At 58.0% G+C, this 16,039-nt stretch carries 18 protein-coding genes; 12 read left to right on the top strand and 6 right to left on the bottom strand.

The features are described from left to right. Position 1: 1 nt before the first annotated feature. Genes ACIROW_RS07980 through ACIROW_RS07970 form a run of 3 tightly spaced genes read right to left on the bottom strand, consistent with a single transcriptional unit; the run spans position 2 to position 3,386 of the window. Positions 2-727, bottom strand: a complete 726-nt coding sequence (locus ACIROW_RS07980; RefSeq protein WP_402273889.1) for an ABC transporter ATP-binding protein — start codon at positions 725-727, stop codon at positions 2-4. Further along, a complete protein-coding gene (locus tag ACIROW_RS07975; protein WP_402273887.1) occupies positions 724-1,500 on the bottom strand; it encodes an ABC transporter ATP-binding protein in 777 nt (258 codons plus the stop codon). The genes ACIROW_RS07980 and ACIROW_RS07975 overlap by 4 nt, the downstream gene beginning before the upstream one ends. Continuing rightward, the gene (locus tag ACIROW_RS07970) at positions 1,497-3,386 is read right to left on the bottom strand and encodes an ABC transporter permease (RefSeq protein WP_402273885.1); all 1,890 of its coding nucleotides are present in this window, start codon (positions 3,384-3,386) and stop codon (positions 1,497-1,499) included. The genes ACIROW_RS07975 and ACIROW_RS07970 overlap by 4 nt, the downstream gene beginning before the upstream one ends. A 127-nt stretch (positions 3,387-3,513) precedes the next feature. Here ACIROW_RS07970 and ACIROW_RS07965 point away from each other — a divergent pair, with 127 nt between their 5' ends. Further along, positions 3,514-4,140: a flavin reductase family protein gene (locus tag ACIROW_RS07965; RefSeq protein WP_402273883.1), complete on the top strand. Its 627-nt coding sequence runs from the start codon at positions 3,514-3,516 to the stop codon at positions 4,138-4,140. Positions 4,141-4,252: 112 nt separating this feature from the next. After that, a complete protein-coding gene (locus ACIROW_RS07960; RefSeq protein WP_402273880.1) occupies positions 4,253-5,218 on the top strand; it encodes a GlxA family transcriptional regulator in 966 nt (321 codons plus the stop codon). A gap of 13 nt (positions 5,219-5,231) precedes the next feature. Here ACIROW_RS07960 and ACIROW_RS07955 read toward each other — a convergent pair whose 3' ends face one another. From ACIROW_RS07955 to ACIROW_RS07945, 3 genes are all read right to left on the bottom strand, one after another. Then, entirely contained in the window at positions 5,232-6,224 is a 993-nt protein-coding gene (locus tag ACIROW_RS07955; protein WP_402273878.1) for an SLAC1 anion channel family protein, read from the bottom strand. Positions 6,225-6,406: 182 nt separating this feature from the next. Beyond that, positions 6,407-7,603 carry a chromate efflux transporter gene (gene chrA / locus ACIROW_RS07950; RefSeq protein WP_402273876.1) on the bottom strand — a complete coding sequence of 399 codons (1,197 nt, stop codon included), beginning with the start codon at positions 7,601-7,603 and terminating at the stop codon, positions 6,407-6,409. A gap of 24 nt (positions 7,604-7,627) precedes the next feature. Further along, on the bottom strand, positions 7,628-8,512 hold the full coding sequence (locus tag ACIROW_RS07945; protein WP_402273874.1) for an AraC family transcriptional regulator N-terminal domain-containing protein: 885 nt from the start codon (positions 8,510-8,512) through the stop codon (positions 7,628-7,630). 199 nt (positions 8,513-8,711) lie between these two features. Here ACIROW_RS07945 and ACIROW_RS07940 point away from each other — a divergent pair, with 199 nt between their 5' ends. From ACIROW_RS07940 to ACIROW_RS07895, 10 genes are all read left to right on the top strand, one after another. After that, entirely contained in the window at positions 8,712-9,782 is a 1,071-nt protein-coding gene (locus ACIROW_RS07940; protein ID WP_402273872.1) for an aldo/keto reductase, read from the top strand. Positions 9,783-9,785: 3 nt separating this feature from the next. Next, entirely contained in the window at positions 9,786-10,163 is a 378-nt protein-coding gene (locus ACIROW_RS07935) for an Atu4866 domain-containing protein (RefSeq protein WP_402273870.1), read from the top strand. Positions 10,164-10,674: 511 nt separating this feature from the next. Further along, positions 10,675-11,451 carry a DUF4189 domain-containing protein gene (locus ACIROW_RS07930; protein ID WP_402273868.1) on the top strand — a complete coding sequence of 259 codons (777 nt, stop codon included), beginning with the start codon at positions 10,675-10,677 and terminating at the stop codon, positions 11,449-11,451. Positions 11,452-11,981: 530 nt separating this feature from the next. Further along, on the top strand, positions 11,982-12,599 hold the full coding sequence (locus ACIROW_RS07925) for a hypothetical protein (protein ID WP_402273866.1): 618 nt from the start codon (positions 11,982-11,984) through the stop codon (positions 12,597-12,599). 47 nt (positions 12,600-12,646) lie between these two features. Further along, on the top strand, positions 12,647-13,048 hold the full coding sequence (locus ACIROW_RS07920) for a hypothetical protein (RefSeq protein ID WP_402273863.1): 402 nt from the start codon (positions 12,647-12,649) through the stop codon (positions 13,046-13,048). 86 nt (positions 13,049-13,134) lie between these two features. After that, positions 13,135-13,692 (top strand): hypothetical protein, encoded by a 558-nt coding sequence (locus ACIROW_RS07915; protein WP_402273861.1) that lies wholly within the window; start codon positions 13,135-13,137, stop codon positions 13,690-13,692. A 42-nt stretch (positions 13,693-13,734) separates the two neighbouring features. Further along, positions 13,735-14,007, top strand: a complete 273-nt coding sequence (locus tag ACIROW_RS07910; RefSeq protein WP_402273859.1) for a hypothetical protein — start codon at positions 13,735-13,737, stop codon at positions 14,005-14,007. A 499-nt stretch (positions 14,008-14,506) separates the two neighbouring features. Beyond that, positions 14,507-14,923, top strand: coding sequence for a lysozyme inhibitor LprI family protein (locus tag ACIROW_RS07905; protein WP_402273857.1), 417 nt, complete (start codon positions 14,507-14,509; stop codon positions 14,921-14,923). 89 nt (positions 14,924-15,012) lie between these two features. Next, positions 15,013-15,564 (top strand): hypothetical protein, encoded by a 552-nt coding sequence (locus ACIROW_RS07900; protein ID WP_402273854.1) that lies wholly within the window; start codon positions 15,013-15,015, stop codon positions 15,562-15,564. 72 nt (positions 15,565-15,636) lie between these two features. After that, positions 15,637-15,942, top strand: a complete 306-nt coding sequence (locus ACIROW_RS07895; RefSeq protein ID WP_402273852.1) for a hypothetical protein — start codon at positions 15,637-15,639, stop codon at positions 15,940-15,942. Positions 15,943-16,039: the final 97 nt, after the last annotated feature.

Raw genomic sequence — 16,039 nt, 5'->3', positions numbered from 1 at the left:
ACTACACTGCCAGGTAAGCGCGGCGCACGGCGTCATCGCGCGCCAGTTCCTGCATGGTGCCCTGGTAGCGGATGTGGCCGTTTTCGAGGATGTAGGCGCGGTCACTGACCAGGCCGGCGAAATGCAGGTTCTGTTCCGACAGCAGGATCGCCATGCCGGCCTGCTTCAGGCGCAGGATCATGTCGGCCATCTGTTCGACGATCACCGGCGCCACGCCTTCGGACGGCTCGTCCAGCAGCACCAGGTAAGGATTGCCCATCAGCGTGCGCGCGACGGTCAGCATCTGCTGCTCGCCGCCGCTCATGCGGCCGCCGGCGCGCTGCGGCATTTCACCGAGATTGGGGAACAACTCGAACAATTGCTGCGGCGTCCACACGAAGGCATCGGGCCGCGGCGGCTGGCGGCCGACTTCGAGATTCTCGAGCACGCTCAGCTCGGAAAAGATGCGCCGGTCCTCCGGCACGTAACCCATGCCCATGCGCGCGATCTTGTGCGGCTGCGTACGGCTGATATCCTGGCCGCGAAACACGACCTTGCCGTCGGCGCGATCGAGCAATCCCATGACGGCCTTCATCGTGGTCGACTTGCCGGCGCCGTTGCGGCCCATCAGCGCCACCACTTCGCCGCGCCGGACTTCCAGGCCGACGTCGAACAGGATGTGGGCCTGGCCGTACCAGGCGTTGAGATTCTCGACACGCAACAGGCTGTCCGTCTGCACGCCGCTCATCGCGCTTCCTTTTCGAATGTCTTGCCGGTGCCCAGATACACCTCCTGCACCTGCGGATGATTGCGGATGGTTTCGCCGTCACCTTGCGCGATGATGCGGCCGCGCGCCAGCACGATCATGCGATCGGCGAAGGCGAACACGACGTCCATGCTGTGCTCGGTAAACAGCACCGAGAGCTTGCGCTCGACCACCAGCTCCTTGGTCAGCGCCATCAGTTCGTTGCGCTCACCCGGCGCCATGCCGGCGGTGGGCTCATCCATCAGCAGCAGGCGCGGACGGTTGGCCAGCGCGATCGCCAGCTCGACGCGCTTGACGTCGCCGTAAGCCAATACGCCGCAGGGACGCTGCGCCTGTGCGCCCATACCGACCGTGGCCAGCAGTTCCATCGCTTCATCGCGATGCCTGCTGGCCGCCGGACGCCACAGGCTGAACACCTTGCGCTCGCGCGAGATCAGCGCCATCTGGATGTTTTCGACGACGGTCAGGGAGCTGAAGGCGGCAGAGATCTGAAAGGTGCGGCCGACGCCCAGACGCCAGACATCGCGCGGCTGCATGCTACTGCGCGCGTTGCTGATCTCGCGGCCGTCGAAGTGCACCGTGCCGGCGTCGGGCTTGTACTGGCCGTTGAGGATATTGAAACAGGTCGACTTGCCGGCGCCGTTCGGCCCCAGCAGGGCCAGCAACTGTCCCTCAGGCAGGTCGAACGACACGCCGTCCAGCGCCTTGACGCCGCCAAAACTCTTGCCGAGGTCGCGTACTTGCAGCAGGCTCATGCGGCCTCCCCTGGGTTCTTGCGCCATTTGCTGGAGAAGCCGGCGATACCTGCAGGGAACAACAGCACCAGCGCCAGGATGACCGCTCCCAGCAGGGCGCGCCAGTAATCCGTCTCGCGCGCGATCACGTCCTGCAGCCAGGTGAACACGGCCGCACCGGCCACCGGCCCGAACAGCGTCTGGATGCCGCCCAGCATGACCATCACGAGGCCATCGACCGAGCGGCTCACGCTGATCGCTTCCGGTGAAATGCTGCCCTTGGAAAACGCAAACAGCGCACCGGCCATGCCGCAGAACAAGCCGGCAACGATGAAGGCCATCCATTGCACGCGCTTGACGTCGATGCCGATCGCTTCGGCGCGCAATGGCGAATCGCGGCCGGCGCGCATGGCGTAGCCGAACGGCGCAAACAGCACGCGCCGTAGCAGCAACATGCCCGCCACGCTGAACGCCAGCGCCAGATAGTAAAAAGCTGTCGGCGATGCCGCCCAGGCCGAAGGCCAGATGCCGACCAGGCCGTTGCTGCCGCCGGTGACCTCGTCCCACTGGAATACGATGGCCCAGACGATCTGCGCGAACGCCAGCGTCAGCATCGCCAGGTAGACGCCCGACAGCCGCACGCAGAACCAGCCGAACAGCAGCGCACCGACTGCGCCCGCCAGCGGGCCGGCGATGAGCGCCACTTCCATCGGCAGGTGCAGGCCGGTCAACACCAGCGCCGCCGCATAGGCGCCCAAGCCGAAATACGCGGCATGACCGAAGGAATGCATGCCGCCCGGCCCCATGATGAAATGCAGGCTGGCGGCGAACAGCACGGCGATGAATATTTCCACCATCAGTACGCTCAGGTAAGGGAAGCTGCCGGCCAGCAGCGGCGCTGCCAGCAGCAAGACAAACCCGGCCACGCCAAGACGACGTTGCAGGGTGTTTGCCGGGCGCAGCGGCGCCTCGGGCGGACCGGCGACACGATTGGCGACCTGCGGCTTGCCGAGCAGGCCCCAGGGTCGTAGCACCAGGATCAGCGCCATGACGAGGAACTCGGCCACCAGCGTCAACTTGGACAGCGAGACCACGACCCCGCCAATCGAGACCTGGCCGAAGGCCACGCACAGCGCCTTGATTTCGGCGATCAGCAACGCCGCCAGGAAGGCGCCGCCGATTGAACCCATGCCGCCGACGACCACCACCACGAAGGCGTTGCCGATGGTTTCCAGGTCGAGCGCCAGGGTGGCCGGGATGCGCGGCCCCTGCAGCGCGCCGCCCAGGCCGGCGAGGAAGCAGCCGAGCGCGAACACGCCGGTGAACAGCCATGACTGGTTGATGCCGAGCGCACCGGCCATTTCGCGATCCTGGGTCGCCGCGCGGATCAGCGTGCCCCAGCGCGTGCGGTTGAGCAGCAGCCACAACAGACCAAGCACGACCGGGCCGATGACGATCAGCACCAGGTCGTATTGCGGCAGGCGACGTCCGAGCAACTCCACCGAGCCGGCCAGGCCGGGCGCACGCGGACCGAACAGGTCCTCCGGTCCCCACAGGTAGAGGGTGGCGTCTTTCAGCACCAGCACCACCGCAAATGTCGCCAGCAACTGGAACAGCTCGGGCGCGCGATAGATGCGGCGCAGGACGGTGATCTCGACCAGCGCGCCGAGCAGCGCCACCACGCAGGCCGACAGCAGCACCGCACTCCAGAAGCCGACGCCGCTGGCGCCGATCAGGCTCACCAGCGTATAGGCGATGAATACGCCGAGCATGTAGAACGAGCCGTGGGCGAAATTGACGATGCGCGTGACGCCGAAAATCAGCGACAGGCCGGCCGCCACCAGGAACATGGCGGAGGCGTCGGCAAGGCCGTTGATCAGTTGTACTGCGAGGCTGGAAAAGGTCATTGCATGTATTTGCCGGAGGACGGCGCTGCGGCTTGCGCGCACGCCATCGGGGAATATTGGGCTAGAGTATACGATGCCGCGCCGCCAAACGTCCTGTGCGCCCACCCTTGCCAACATTGGAGTCTGCATGTTTCTTGATTTTTCTCAGGTTGATCCGCGCCAGGCGTATAGCTGGCTGGCCTCGGCCGTCATCCCGCGGCCGGTGGCCTGGGTGTCCACCGTGTCGGCGGCGGGCGTGAGCAATCTGGCGCCGTTCAGCTTCTTCCAGATGATCACGGGCAAGCCGCCGACCGTGATGATTTCGCCGCTGGTGCAACGCGACGGCGGCATCAAGGACACCGTGCGCAATGCACAAGAGACCGGCCAGCTGGTGGTGAACCTGGTCGGCTTCGACATGGCCGACGCCATGAACGAAACCTCGTTTTCATACGACGCCGACGTCAGCGAATTCGAGCGCTGCGGCGTCGCCACCGCACCGTCGACGCTGGTGCGGCCCGCGCGCGTCGCGGCAGCGCCGGTCAGCCTCGAATGCGAACTGGTCAGTTGCACGCCCTATCCCGCCGACGCGCCGTCTTGCCACATCCTGCTGGGCCGCGTGCTGGCCGCGCATTTCGACGAGAGCATCCTCAACGACAAGCAACTGCCCGACCCGGTCAAACTCAATTTGCTGGCGCGTATGGGCGGCGACTGGTATGGCCGCACGCGCAGCGACGCCAACTTTGAATTGTCGCGTCCGCGCGGTTGGGAGAAATGAAGGGAAGCAAGATAGAAACGCCGGGATTTCCTGATAAAGTTGGACCCCGGCCGTATGCGCGCGCCGGGCCAACAATAAAAACCCGGCATGCTGAGCCGCAAGGAACGATGTGATGAAGAAGCTGACCCTGGTTGTCTTTGACGGCGTACAAGCGCTGGACGTGGCTGGTCCCCTGGATGTGTTCTCGGAGGCCAACCTGTTGCTGCCGGCCAAGGATCATTACCAGATTACGCTGGTGGGCGAACGGCCGGACAGCGTCATGTGCTCCAGCGGGATGGAGTTCCGGGTCCATGTCGACTATCCGAATTTCCACGCCGACAGCGACTTGCTGCTGGTGGCAGGCGGGCCGCGCGTGCCGGAATACCGGCCCGATCCAGCCTTCATGGACTGGCTGAATGACCGCGCGCGCGGCGCCGCGAAATTCGGCGCAGTCTGCAACGGCGTCTTCCTGCTGGGCCACGCCGGATTGCTGGCCGGTCGCGAAGTGACCACGCATTGGGATCATGCCGAGCGTCTCGCCAGACAATTCCCCGAACTGAACGTCCGGCCCGACAAGATCTTCGTGCGCGACGGCAATCTGTTTACCTGCGGCGGCGTCACCGCCGGCATCGATCTGTGCCTGGCGCTGGTGGCCGAAGACTGGGGCCACGAACTCGCCATCAAGGTGGCCAAGCGGCTGATCGTCTACATCCGCCGCGAGGGTGGACAGTCGCAATACAGCCCTTATCTTGCGGTCGGACCGAATGAGGATTCGCTGGTGGCCAAGGTGCTGAAATACGTGACCGACCACATCAGCGACGCCCTCACCATTGAAGAAATCGCCGATGCGGTGGGGGTCAGCCGCCGCACCTTCTCACGCGCCTTTGCCAAGCATGCAAACGTGACGCCGTCGGTGTTCGTCGAACAGGTCCGCATCGACTTCGCGCGTAAGCTGCTGGAGGAAACCGACGTGCCGCTGAAGACCGTGGCGTTCCGCTGCGGCTTTAGCAACGCGACACAGATGCGCATGATCTTTTCGCGTCAGCTGAACACCACGCCGAAAACTTACAGAGACGGTTTTCGCGCGGATCGTACCTGAGACTGAGACCGCACTATGCGCTCAGCAAGCGTCCGGTAAGCAAGGCGTGCAGTGTGCGGAAGGACAGCACGATGATCGAGGTCGTCAGCACAAACAGCAGCAGCGCCGCGATGAATCCCAACCCCTTCCCTCCCACTGCACCGGCGTAGATGAACGCCGCATTGGTCATGGCCGCCATCGGGAAGCCGATGCCCCACCATGTCGACGAGAACGGCGCCGGCTTGACCAGCAGGCGGTACAGGATGATCGCAAACAGGAACAGGCCGAAGTAGAACAGCAGCGCGGCGAACATGTCCACCTTCTGCGCCAGGTTGACGTAAGCGATGAAGCCGACCGCGAACGGCGCCATCAGGATCATCTTCGACGGACGCATGGCGGCGCCGAGCGGATCGTGATGAATCAGGCGCGAAAAAATCAGGATGAAGAAAACAATCGCGCTGACGCTGCCGATGGCGGCCGCCAACAGATTCACCTCATGCGTCCAGCTCGCGGTAAAGCTGCCGCCCGTGACCACGATGTCGAGACTGCCGACGCCGCCGATCAGCCAAGCCGGCACCGCGCTCGCCGGGGCGGCGTTGCCGTTCAGCAGGCGCGAGATCATGAGCACGCTCAGCGCCAGCGTGATGAGGGTGCCGATGCACCAGACCACCAGTTGCGCTGTGCTGCTGTAGCTGCCGATCACGCTCGAGAGCAGCATGATGCTGATGCCGACGGTGCCGAAGAAGCTGCCGCTGACAGGATGTGCGAACTCCGCCTTGACGATTTCCGGATGCAGAACCAGCTTGCCGAGATAGGACAGCGCCAGCACGACGAACAGCGCCAGTGCGACGACACCGATGGTCTCGGACACGGCGATGTTGACGCCGTAGGCCTTGCCGGCCAGACGCCAGGCCAGCGCAAGGCCGGCGATGCTCATGACGGAGCCGAACAGACCGATCGGCATATGACGGACAGATTGCGTGCGCGCGGCCGGAACGGCGGCACGGCTGGTTGAGGCAGTTTCCATACAGACTCCATGTAGATGCGGTGTATCACCGTATGCCCGGATTCTGCATGAGCTCTGCGCGCTTGATTCGTCGCCGGCGGCGCTTGTCCCAAAAGCGTGATTGCTTGTCCCGAAAACGATCAGGGGCTGTTGCGTGATGACACGGCGTTGATGCGTTGCATCAAGCCGATGGTGGGAGCGCGCTATGCCGAGAGTAGTCCGGCAGCAACAGCCGTGCAGAGGACGACAAGCCACGGCGGCCACTTCCCGAACGCCAGCAACAAAAAGGCGGCGAGTCCGAGCCAGAAATCGTTCCAGGACCGGATGCCGTTGCTCCAGACGGGATTGTAGAATGCCGCCAGGAGTATCCCGACCACGGCGGCGTTGATGCCCAGCATCGCCCTTCGCACGGCCCCGTATCGACGCAGCGACTCCCAGAACGGCGCGAAAGCGACGATCAACAGGAAGGCCGGCAAGAAGATGGCAAACGTCGCGATTGCCGCGCCCGTCCATCCATTCGGCGTTTGCGAAGATATCGCTCCCAGGAACGTGGCGAACGTGAAGAGAGGGCCGGGAACAGCCTGCACCGCGCCGTAACCGGCGAGGAATGCGTCGTTCGACACCCATCCGGCCGGCACGACTTCGGCTTGCAGCAGCGGCAGCACGACGTGGCCGCCGCCAAATACCAAGGCGCCGGCGCGATAGAAGCCGCTGAACAGCTTCAGTGCATAGATGCCGGATCCTTCGGCGATGATCGGCAAGATGATCAGGAAACCGATAAAAAGGAACAGACTTGCGATGCCTGTGGTACGGCTGATCGTGACATGCAGTCTCGCGTCGTGGGGCGCGGTTGGTGTTGCGAGAAACGCGAACCCGTACAAGCCGCCGATGGCAATTGCGGCGACCTGCCCGATTGACGACGGCACCGTCAGGACGACGGCGGCAGCGACCCCGGCCATCACGGCGCGTTTCATGTCTGGCGCGAGCGTCCTGCTCATTCCCCACAGCGCCTGCGCCACCACCGATACCGCCACGACTTTTAGACCGTGTATCCAGCCCACGCCCAACTGGGCGCTGAAGTGACTCAATCCGATCGCGAACAGGACCAGTGCAAGCGCCGAGGGCAAGGTAAACCCCATGAAGGCCGCGATGGCTCCAGGAATACCGGCGCGCGAGATGCCGACCGCCATGCCGACCTGGCTGCTCGCTGGGCCGGGAAGGAACTGGCACAGCGCGACGATATCCGCATAGGCCTGTTCGCTGAACCAGTTTCTGCGTACGACGAACTCTTGCCGGAAGTAGCCAAGATGCGCGACGGGTCCGCCGAATGCCGTCAGGCCAAGTTTGAGAAATACAAAGAACAGGCGTACTGTCTCGCTGCCATTCCGAAGGCTGTTCATCGGTTCAATGCCCGCTGAAAAAAATCATTTGGCCGCCAGACGAAAACGGCTGGCATCCTTCGCCGGCGCGGCGCCGAAGAGGCGCGAATAGTCACGGCTAAACTGGGAGGGACTGTCGTAGCCCACCTGATATCCCGCGCTTGCCGCATCCAGGCCATCGCCGACCATCAGGCGACGGGCCTCTTGCATTCTCAACTGATTCCTGAATTCCAGCGGGCTCATTGCCGTGACGGCCTTGAAGTGGTCGTGAAACGTCGAACGACTCATTCCGGCGATTTTGGCAACCTCGTCGATGCGAAAGACTTCCTTGAAATGCGCCCTGATCCAGATGATCGCGCGGGCGATCTGTCCATGCCGGCTGTCGGACTGCGTGACCGCATGAATGACCCCGCCACCTGGCCCGGAAAGCAGCCGATAGAAGACCTCGCGTACCGCCAGCGGTCCGAGCGCCTCGATGTCATCAGGCGTATCCAGTAACGTCACGAGGCGTGTGGCGGCATCGAGAAGGCCCGCGGTCATTTCATTGAGGGTCAGACCTGCAGAGAGGCCACCCTTCCCGGCCTGACGCGGATGCCTCAACGCCAGCTCCGTTAGTTCCGGTGAATTGAGGTCGAGTTGCAGACTCAGGTACGGATGCTCCCGGGTCGCCTCGACGACCGTGCCCACCACAGGAAGCCCGACCGATGCCACCAGATAGCTGGCCGGGTCGTAGTGAAAAATACTGGCGCCCAGCGAGGCGCGCTTGCGCCCTTGTGCAACGAAGCAGACGGTCGGCTCGTAGATGACCGGCATCGGCATGGTCGGCGCCGAACAGCGGATCAGCTTCACGCCGGGAAGGGCGCATTCAAACGTGCCGTCAGTCAAGGCATGGCGCGCGACGGCGTTCCTGAACAGCTCGGACTGGCTCATGGGTTTCCATTCCACGGATTTTGGGTAGCGAGGGCGCTCTTTTCAGCGACCTCGGACGATCGTGCAAGCTTACCGGAAATTCCGTCTACCGGTGCTCTCCCTGAAATCAAGAGAATGGACCCAAGGCGAAGAGTGCTTTTGAACCGGCTCTACGCAGGAAGCTACTCAACTCAATCATCTTCATACGGAGAAAACGACCATGACCACACCGACCTCACTCAACCACTACCGCCTTCTCGGACGCTCCGGCCTGCGGGTCTCGCCGCTGTCGCTCGGGACGATGACCTTCGGCTCCGATTGGGGCTGGGGCGCCGATGACGCAGAAGCACGACGCATCTTTGATGCCTACGTGGATCGCGGCGGCAACTTCATCGACACCTCAGTCAACTACACGAACGGCGCCTCCGAGCGCATTCTCGGCAGCTTTGTGAAAGGCAAGCGCGACCAGCTCGTAATTGGCACGAAGTTCACGATGGCCCGCGACTTGGCCAATATCAACTCCGGCGGCAACCACCGCTTCAATCTCGTGCGCTCGGTCGAAACCAGCCTGCGCCAGCTGAACACGGATCGCATCGATCTGATGTACGTCCACGCGTGGGATTTCACTACCAGGCCGGATGAAGTCATGCGCGCGCTGGACGATCTGGTGCGCGCAGGAAAAATCCTCTATCTGGGCATCTGCAATACGCCGGCCTGGCGCGTGGCGGAGCTGCAGACCCTCGCCGACCTGCGCGGCTGGTCGCCGTTGGTTGCGCTGCAGATCGAGTACAGCCTGGTGGAAAGAATCGTGGAGCACGAGCTTCTGCCCATGGCGCAAGCGCTGGGACTTGGCGTACTGCCCTGGTCTCCGCTGGGCGGCGGCATCCTGACCGGCAAATACGGCCGCGCCGATCTCTCCGATGAAAACGAAGCGGACGTCGCCACCAGCCGCAAAGGTGTGATCGCGTCGACGGGCCATCTGAACCAGCGCTCGCTGGATATTGCCGATGTGGTCGGCGTCGTCGCCGGGGAGCTGGGCGTCTCGCGTTCGCAAGTCGCGATTGCCTGGACGTTGAACAATCCGGCGGTCGTCTCGCCGATCATCGGCGCGCGTACGTTGCGCCAGGCGGAAGACAATCTGGGCGCATTGGAAGTGACGCTGAGCGAGGATCAACTGACTCGCCTGAACCAAGCCAGCGCGCCGGCGCCGATCTTTCCCGAGCGCTTTATCGGACGCCCGATGGCGCAGCAGCTGATCTTCGGCAATGCCACGTTGACCGACAGGAAGTGAACCGTGGTCCGCAAAGCGCCTGCCTGGCCAGGCCTCGTCCTGGCCGGCGCTGCGTGCTGCACATTCGTGCATGCGCCTTCGGTCGCCGACCAATCGAACATCAACCCGACCATCAACAAAACAGACTACGGAACCACGATGAAAAAACATCCCTACATCGGCATGTGGGTCACCAAAGACGGCCGTATCCGCCAGGAACTGCTGTCGAACGGACGGTATGACGAGGCGCGGGGCGCCAGAAAAAGCATGTACCAAGGGCGGTATGAAGTCAGAAGCAAGCATATCGACTACTGGGACGACACCGGATTTACAGCGGACGGCGACTTTGTCGGCGATGACGAACTGCATCACGGCGGCATGATTTTTTACCGCGAGAAGTAAGCGGAGGCTCACCCCGGCGAGGACGAATTCCGGAAGTTATCTGCGAGTCGAACCGACTGACATTTTTCCGAATGCCGAAAACGCAGAGCAAAAAGAAAAGACCCACCGAACGGTGGTCCTTCTAAATACTGGTGCTGGCTGCAGGACTTGAAATCGCCCTCCTGATTACAAGTTCGACGTAGAAAAAATCAATAACACCAATCGGCAGTGCGCAATTGCCGGCTTGCGGACAGATCAACATCGCAACGTGCGACGACGTTCTCGACAGCGATCGTGCAGCAGGATTGATGCCCGGATAAGAGCGGGCCTTTTCATCCGCTGTAACAATTTCCCCACGGCACGCAACCTAAGCGTCGCACAGGGAAATGTTTGTCTAAGTGCACCAATTCCGATAAATTGATCCGTGCTGCCTTCAGAGACGACATCAGTCGCAGTAAGCGGCAGTGAAAACAGTACAAAAATAATGCAAAAGCCGCCTTCACAGAAGGCAACAATAAAAAAGGGGAAATGTATGCACGGTGGAGTGATAAAGATTGCAGCAGGTGTGATTGGTGTGATTACGGCTATTGTCGCCGGCACAGCTTTCGCAGCTGGCTCGCTGGCCATTGACACACTGCAGGGCAAGGAATACGGATTCTCTTTCAACCATCCGTCGTACGGCGTCGCTGACGAGCGTGCAAAGAGAGAGTGCGGCCCGGATTGCAACATTGTGAAACGCTTTGAAAACCAATGCGCCGCGTTTGCTGCCGATCAGGCTGCCGGCTCCACCGTTTACGGCTGGTGGCAGGGTGCGGCCACCAGCGCCGTCGTGCAACAGCGAGCCCTATCCGAATGCCGAAACCAGGGTGGATCCAGCTGCATTGTGCGCGCGTGGGGCTGCGACACGATAAAGGCGAACGACAGACAAGCCAATGCAAAAACGCCGAAGCAAGATGGCAATGCATTCACCATGCTGGGCGAGTGGACGCTGGATTACACCACGGCGCGCGGCTATTCGGCAAACGGCATCGTGCGCGTAACGAACGCCGTCGGCGATGGTGTCTTCCGTGGCGTTATCGTGCTGTCGTATACCTTCAGTGGCGTCACCAAGCAGATTCAGGAAGATGCGCTGATTACTGTGCAGGGGGAAACGATCGCCATCAATGGCAGTAACCCGGTGTTTGTGTCAGGTAGCGGTAATTACAACGCAGACAATTACACGCTCAACAAGATCAGCAACAACGTCCTGAAGGGGGTCAACAAAGACAATGCCGGCGCGGGCGGCATTATCGTTCTAATCAAAAAGTAGCTGAGCCATTGTCATGCATCCGGTTTTCGCATGCTTGTTCGAGCGTACCCTGACGGCAAGTAAAGAAACGTAGGGGCGTTCGCGACCGCTATCTCTTGAACAAGAGTCTGCAACCAGCCAATAACGGACTAACAACAAACAAAAAGAAGGGGTTTCTGAAGATGGAACATTTTGCTTATTCTTTATGGCGAATTGCGGGTTGGATTATTCCAGTGTTGTGGCTAGGAGCAGCTTGGCTGTCGTGGTCAAATAGTTTGAAGAGTATTGCTGTCCTGTTTTTCTGCGCGTTCCTTTTTTCAACAATTTGGAATTTTCTATTCCTCCCAAATGGCGCATTGCCCGGCCAACCGTTAACTATCAATCCAGTTGCCGTTTTTTATGACGATGCACCATTAGGATTTCTTCTCTCTTGCTACTTACCTGTGCTCGCGAATGTATGCCTTGTTAGTGCGATTGCTCTACTCATAATTCGCAAATCTAACTGACGTCCGCAACCGGCCAGAAGCCGACACTCAAATTAACAGGCACACATGAAAAAAAGAATAGCCATAATTGCCGTCGTTGGAACCTTGCTCCAAGGTTGCATTCCGCACACATTGCTCTACTCACGTCTGGAAGCACCGGACTCCAAATACTTTAAGAGCAGATGCTTTGGTGGTGCGGGGGCGACTTCTGTTATCTACTATCCGTTTCACGGCATCTACATATCGCTGAATATCACCGGAACATTGAGATTGGGATTGCATGTTCCTGCAGGTGAGGTCGCTCAACTTACTGACAACGTAATCAAGATCGAAGGCCGTTCAGGGGACGAAACATTCGGTGGCTTCTCAGGAAAGCTCATCGCAGCTCGGCAAGGCTCGATTGGTGCCGTCTATCCTAAGGAGTTACGAACACTGCCCGATCCGTATTCATCACCTGATAATTTTGGGCCGTTGATGGGAGGTAGTAAAAATGGAGACCACGTATGGTATTTCTTTACCGTTATGGAAAATGGAAAGCCAAACCGTTTTTCTAGATTACCTACGGGACTCATACGTGGGACTGTCGAACTCCCATCGATTTCGGTGAACGGAGTGAATTACGGACCGCAGATAATCCCTTTCAAGCAAGATACCTATTTCGAATTAGGCCCGATCAACTGTTAGTCCGCAATCGGCCAGAAGCGGATACCTACATTGACATTGATAGCGATATGAAGCTCAACATAGAACATCCTTCGGAGCTCAGAGCTCTATTCGCTGCAATTCGTGAGGCGAAGTTTTCCTCCAGCCCGCTGGAAGATGTCGCCCTCATGACGAGTCCATTTTTAGCTGACGTATCCCATAGAATTGGTGAGCTTGTTCTTTTGGAAGAAGAGAAGCTGCACGGAAAAGAGCAAGCGCAAGAGGCTTGGACACGCTGGAGCAGTCTTACGCCTGAACGACGTGAATGGAAAATGGCGTACGATTTCGCATCGAATGCGTTCCTCTCAAAATGGCCACAATGGACGCAGGAAGAGAAAGAGCAGAATTGTAGATATTTATTCAGTCCATTTCGCGCGACTCAGGAAATGCTAACGGTCTTCGTCAACCAGTTGGATGCAAAACTGGAATAAAGCCACGAAGAATGGAATCTCCGCCGATAAAGTCCGCAATCGGCCAGAAACGGACTCTCCTGTAACGAAGAATGTATTGGCGCATCATGAACGAATACGAAAAAAATAATCGTACAAGACTCATCCAATTATTATCGAAGATTCCATCTCAACCGTGTCCATCTGGCTGGCGAAAGATCGGTACATTCGCCGTTGGGGGACTAACCGAAATTGGCTTCTCGCAACGATCTGAGTTACTTTTGGTTGTTTCCAGCGCCGGCAGAGGTGTGATCGATTGCACGCAGGGGAAAAAAATTGCACGTGACGACGAGGTCGATGGCGACTGGTATTCCGCATCCTCCTTGATTTGTGAAGGCATCGGCCCCTTAAAAGACGAGCGGGTACAACTTGCCGGATTAGCAGGTGGTGGCTTGCCACTTTCCAACAGAAGCGGCGAGTCGTTAGAAAGTGCGGCGCCGAACTGGCCTAAATTCGATTTATTCTTCTGCGGTCCCTATAAGTCTGCTTTGGTCGAGGGCCATCAGACTGGCTGTGTACATATCGCATCTGACGACTTCCGTGCATTTGGATTTTCGTTTAGCGGAAACTCATTTGTCTTCGCCACTAGCAGCGATATCACAGTGTTTAGCAAGCTAATGGGGTGACCGCTATCGGCCAGAAGCGGACGATTTCAGGAATCCTAAAATATGAACCGACTAGCGATAGAAGACCTTCCTGACCCTGACAACTCACAGGCTGTCTTTGCCTTTGCTATGTCATTCAATGGCTACGAGCATTTCGGCTCATTTTCTGCTTCTATGACAGCTGCCAAACAACGCAAGCGTGCGACATTGATTGATGTTCGGAATGAGCTTTTCACCGCAGCTCGAGCATCCCGACACATGGATAGTGAAGCTTACTTAAACAGCTACCGAGAGTTGCTGCCAATATTGCGTGAATTGATTGCAGCGGACACGTGAGTCCGCAATCGGCCAGAAAGAGAAGGTAATGAAAGTAAAGCTAAGTAGGGATGATTTTGTCGGGTTGCCAAGATATACATTATTGGACCCAATATTAGACTTGTTACTTGCACACGGTAATCAGCTCGCGACAACCTACCGATGGGGAAGCAATCCGACAGGCTATTTTGCAATCTTGAGGAAACCAATTGACTTCGATTTGATTGAACGAAGTTTCGAGTTTCCGACCTCTACAGTGCTTAACAAGCAATACGGAGAAGTTGATTATGGAGAGGGTACCGTAATCATCCGAGTTGAATAGTCCCAAACATTGATGGCCCCTACATGGAGGGGCCTTCGCTTCCCTCACACCCGCGCGAACTTACGGAGCACCGCTGCATCAACCTTCGCTTGCCATGAATTTTATTTCCGAAGGTCCGCAATCGGCCAGGAGCTGCCGTTGGCTGAACATAGTTTATCGAGGAAAATCGTACGTAATATCACTCTTTAATCGGTCTATATGAAAATAAAAAAGGCAGTGCTCTTATCCTTTGTTGTGTTGGTTCTTAACCAGCTTCCCGCTTTCGCAGCAGAGACCGTTAAGCTCACGGCTGATTACGAGAAATGCGGGGCTCGTGCCGAAAGTAACACCTCTCGACTACAAGATTGTGAAGCTGCTGAATTTGAGCGGCAAGACCGCCGATTGAATTCGGCATATCGGTCGCTTCTGCCTCTTCTTCCGAAAAGCAAAGCCGAGGAGCTTCGCACAGTGCAGCGGAAATGGTTGGAATATATAGAAGCGAAATGCGGCTTTTGGTTTGACAGAGAAGATTTCAACGGCACTTTGGATCGATTGGTTGCGAACCACTGCAATGTAGTCGAACGGGCTAGGCGGGCTGATGAAATCCAGGTCTTAATCCATCACCAAGGCGGTTAAATAGCTGTATTCCTTGTTTCGGAAGTCAGCAATCGGCCAGCAGCAGCCACTCAACTTGGAATCAGATAGCCATTTTTAAAGATCAAGACATGCATCAACCTCCATTTAGATCGCTGGCCAAATTATTTTCTTGCTCCCTAATCGTTTTTTTCTGCTCAGGGGACGGTGTTAGTAATGCGCAGCAGATATCAGAAAGAATAGATGGCCATGGTCGATGCGAATATGTAGAGACTGATGATGGCATCTGCGGATGGCTAAGTCCGCTTGAACGAAAAGAGAAATATGAATTTCTAATGACGTCCGCCTATGAGCGACTTCAAGTTCTTCTGCAAGAAATGCAAAGTGCTGATTCTGAAGTGATGGCCTCGTACTACGATAGGGTCATTTCCGACCTGAATTTTGCGCAAAAGACATGGGTAACTTACAACAGTTCCGAATGCGGTTTGGCCGGCACTCTGGCATTAGATGCCCGCCAAGCGGCATTTGATTGTGAGGTGGAGGGGCTTCGAATTCGCTTCCTAAAGATAAACCAGTCATTTGCCTGCTTAAAGGAGAAATCCGTACAAGAGCGAATTACCGAGATGCCTGGATGTCTTTCGAAATTTCTTCCACTCATCTACAGTGAAGGGCGAGGTTTCTAGCCTTTCATCTTATCAATCTACGTCCGCAACCGGCCAGAAGCAGCCAAATACCTAAATAAAAAAAGGGGATTCATGTTCTTTCTGTTCATCGCCTTGCCATCCGTGCTTGCAATAGGCTTCTCGTGCGTCACTTGGAACAGCCTCAATCGACCATGGTTGTTTGTCATTCTCTCGACCGTGGTCCTTAATATCATCTATGCCTTCGTGGCACTCACCTTCGGCCCGGGCACATCTGGCTTTTTAGAGTATAGAGACCCTGCCAGCGTTTCCTTGGATAAGCCGCTGCTTGGCCCCGATGCTGTATTCATGATTCAGTGTTCAGTAGTGGCAATTCTTCTACTGCTCGTGGCGTGGCATTTCTTCCGCAAAGCTACTTAGAGAGGTCCGCAATCGGCCAGCAGCGGACGCCAATTCTGAATAGACAAGTTGCCAATCTTCGTCTTGCTTATGAGAAAAAATATTCTGTTAGCAGTGT

Source organism: Herbaspirillum sp. NPDC101397 (genome assembly GCF_044767325.1).
In the GTDB taxonomy this organism is placed as follows: Bacteria; Pseudomonadota; Gammaproteobacteria; order Burkholderiales; family Burkholderiaceae_D; genus Herbaspirillum.
This window is presented reverse-complemented; position numbering and strand designations above follow the sequence as displayed.

Coding starts and splice junctions, on each gene's coding strand:
- ACIROW_RS07980 (WP_402273889.1), bottom strand. CDS start 727: ATGAGCGGCGTGCAGACGGACAGCCTGTTGCGTGTCGAGAATCTCAAC.
- ACIROW_RS07975 (WP_402273887.1), bottom strand. CDS start 1,500: ATGAGCCTGCTGCAAGTACGCGACCTCGGCAAGAGTTTTGGCGGCGTC.
- ACIROW_RS07970 (WP_402273885.1), bottom strand. CDS start 3,386: ATGACCTTTTCCAGCCTCGCAGTACAACTGATCAACGGCCTTGCCGAC.
- ACIROW_RS07965 (WP_402273883.1), top strand. CDS start 3,514: ATGTTTCTTGATTTTTCTCAGGTTGATCCGCGCCAGGCGTATAGCTGG.
- ACIROW_RS07960 (WP_402273880.1), top strand. CDS start 4,253: ATGAAGAAGCTGACCCTGGTTGTCTTTGACGGCGTACAAGCGCTGGAC.
- ACIROW_RS07955 (WP_402273878.1), bottom strand. CDS start 6,224: ATGGAAACTGCCTCAACCAGCCGTGCCGCCGTTCCGGCCGCGCGCACG.
- chrA (WP_402273876.1), bottom strand. CDS start 7,603: ATGAACAGCCTTCGGAATGGCAGCGAGACAGTACGCCTGTTCTTTGTA.
- ACIROW_RS07945 (WP_402273874.1), bottom strand. CDS start 8,512: ATGAGCCAGTCCGAGCTGTTCAGGAACGCCGTCGCGCGCCATGCCTTG.
- ACIROW_RS07940 (WP_402273872.1), top strand. CDS start 8,712: ATGACCACACCGACCTCACTCAACCACTACCGCCTTCTCGGACGCTCC.
- ACIROW_RS07930 (WP_402273868.1), top strand. CDS start 10,675: ATGCACGGTGGAGTGATAAAGATTGCAGCAGGTGTGATTGGTGTGATT.
- ACIROW_RS07925 (WP_402273866.1), top strand. CDS start 11,982: ATGAAAAAAAGAATAGCCATAATTGCCGTCGTTGGAACCTTGCTCCAA.
- ACIROW_RS07920 (WP_402273863.1), top strand. CDS start 12,647: ATGAAGCTCAACATAGAACATCCTTCGGAGCTCAGAGCTCTATTCGCT.
- ACIROW_RS07915 (WP_402273861.1), top strand. CDS start 13,135: ATGAACGAATACGAAAAAAATAATCGTACAAGACTCATCCAATTATTA.
- ACIROW_RS07910 (WP_402273859.1), top strand. CDS start 13,735: ATGAACCGACTAGCGATAGAAGACCTTCCTGACCCTGACAACTCACAG.
- ACIROW_RS07905 (WP_402273857.1), top strand. CDS start 14,507: ATGAAAATAAAAAAGGCAGTGCTCTTATCCTTTGTTGTGTTGGTTCTT.
- ACIROW_RS07900 (WP_402273854.1), top strand. CDS start 15,013: ATGCATCAACCTCCATTTAGATCGCTGGCCAAATTATTTTCTTGCTCC.
- ACIROW_RS07895 (WP_402273852.1), top strand. CDS start 15,637: ATGTTCTTTCTGTTCATCGCCTTGCCATCCGTGCTTGCAATAGGCTTC.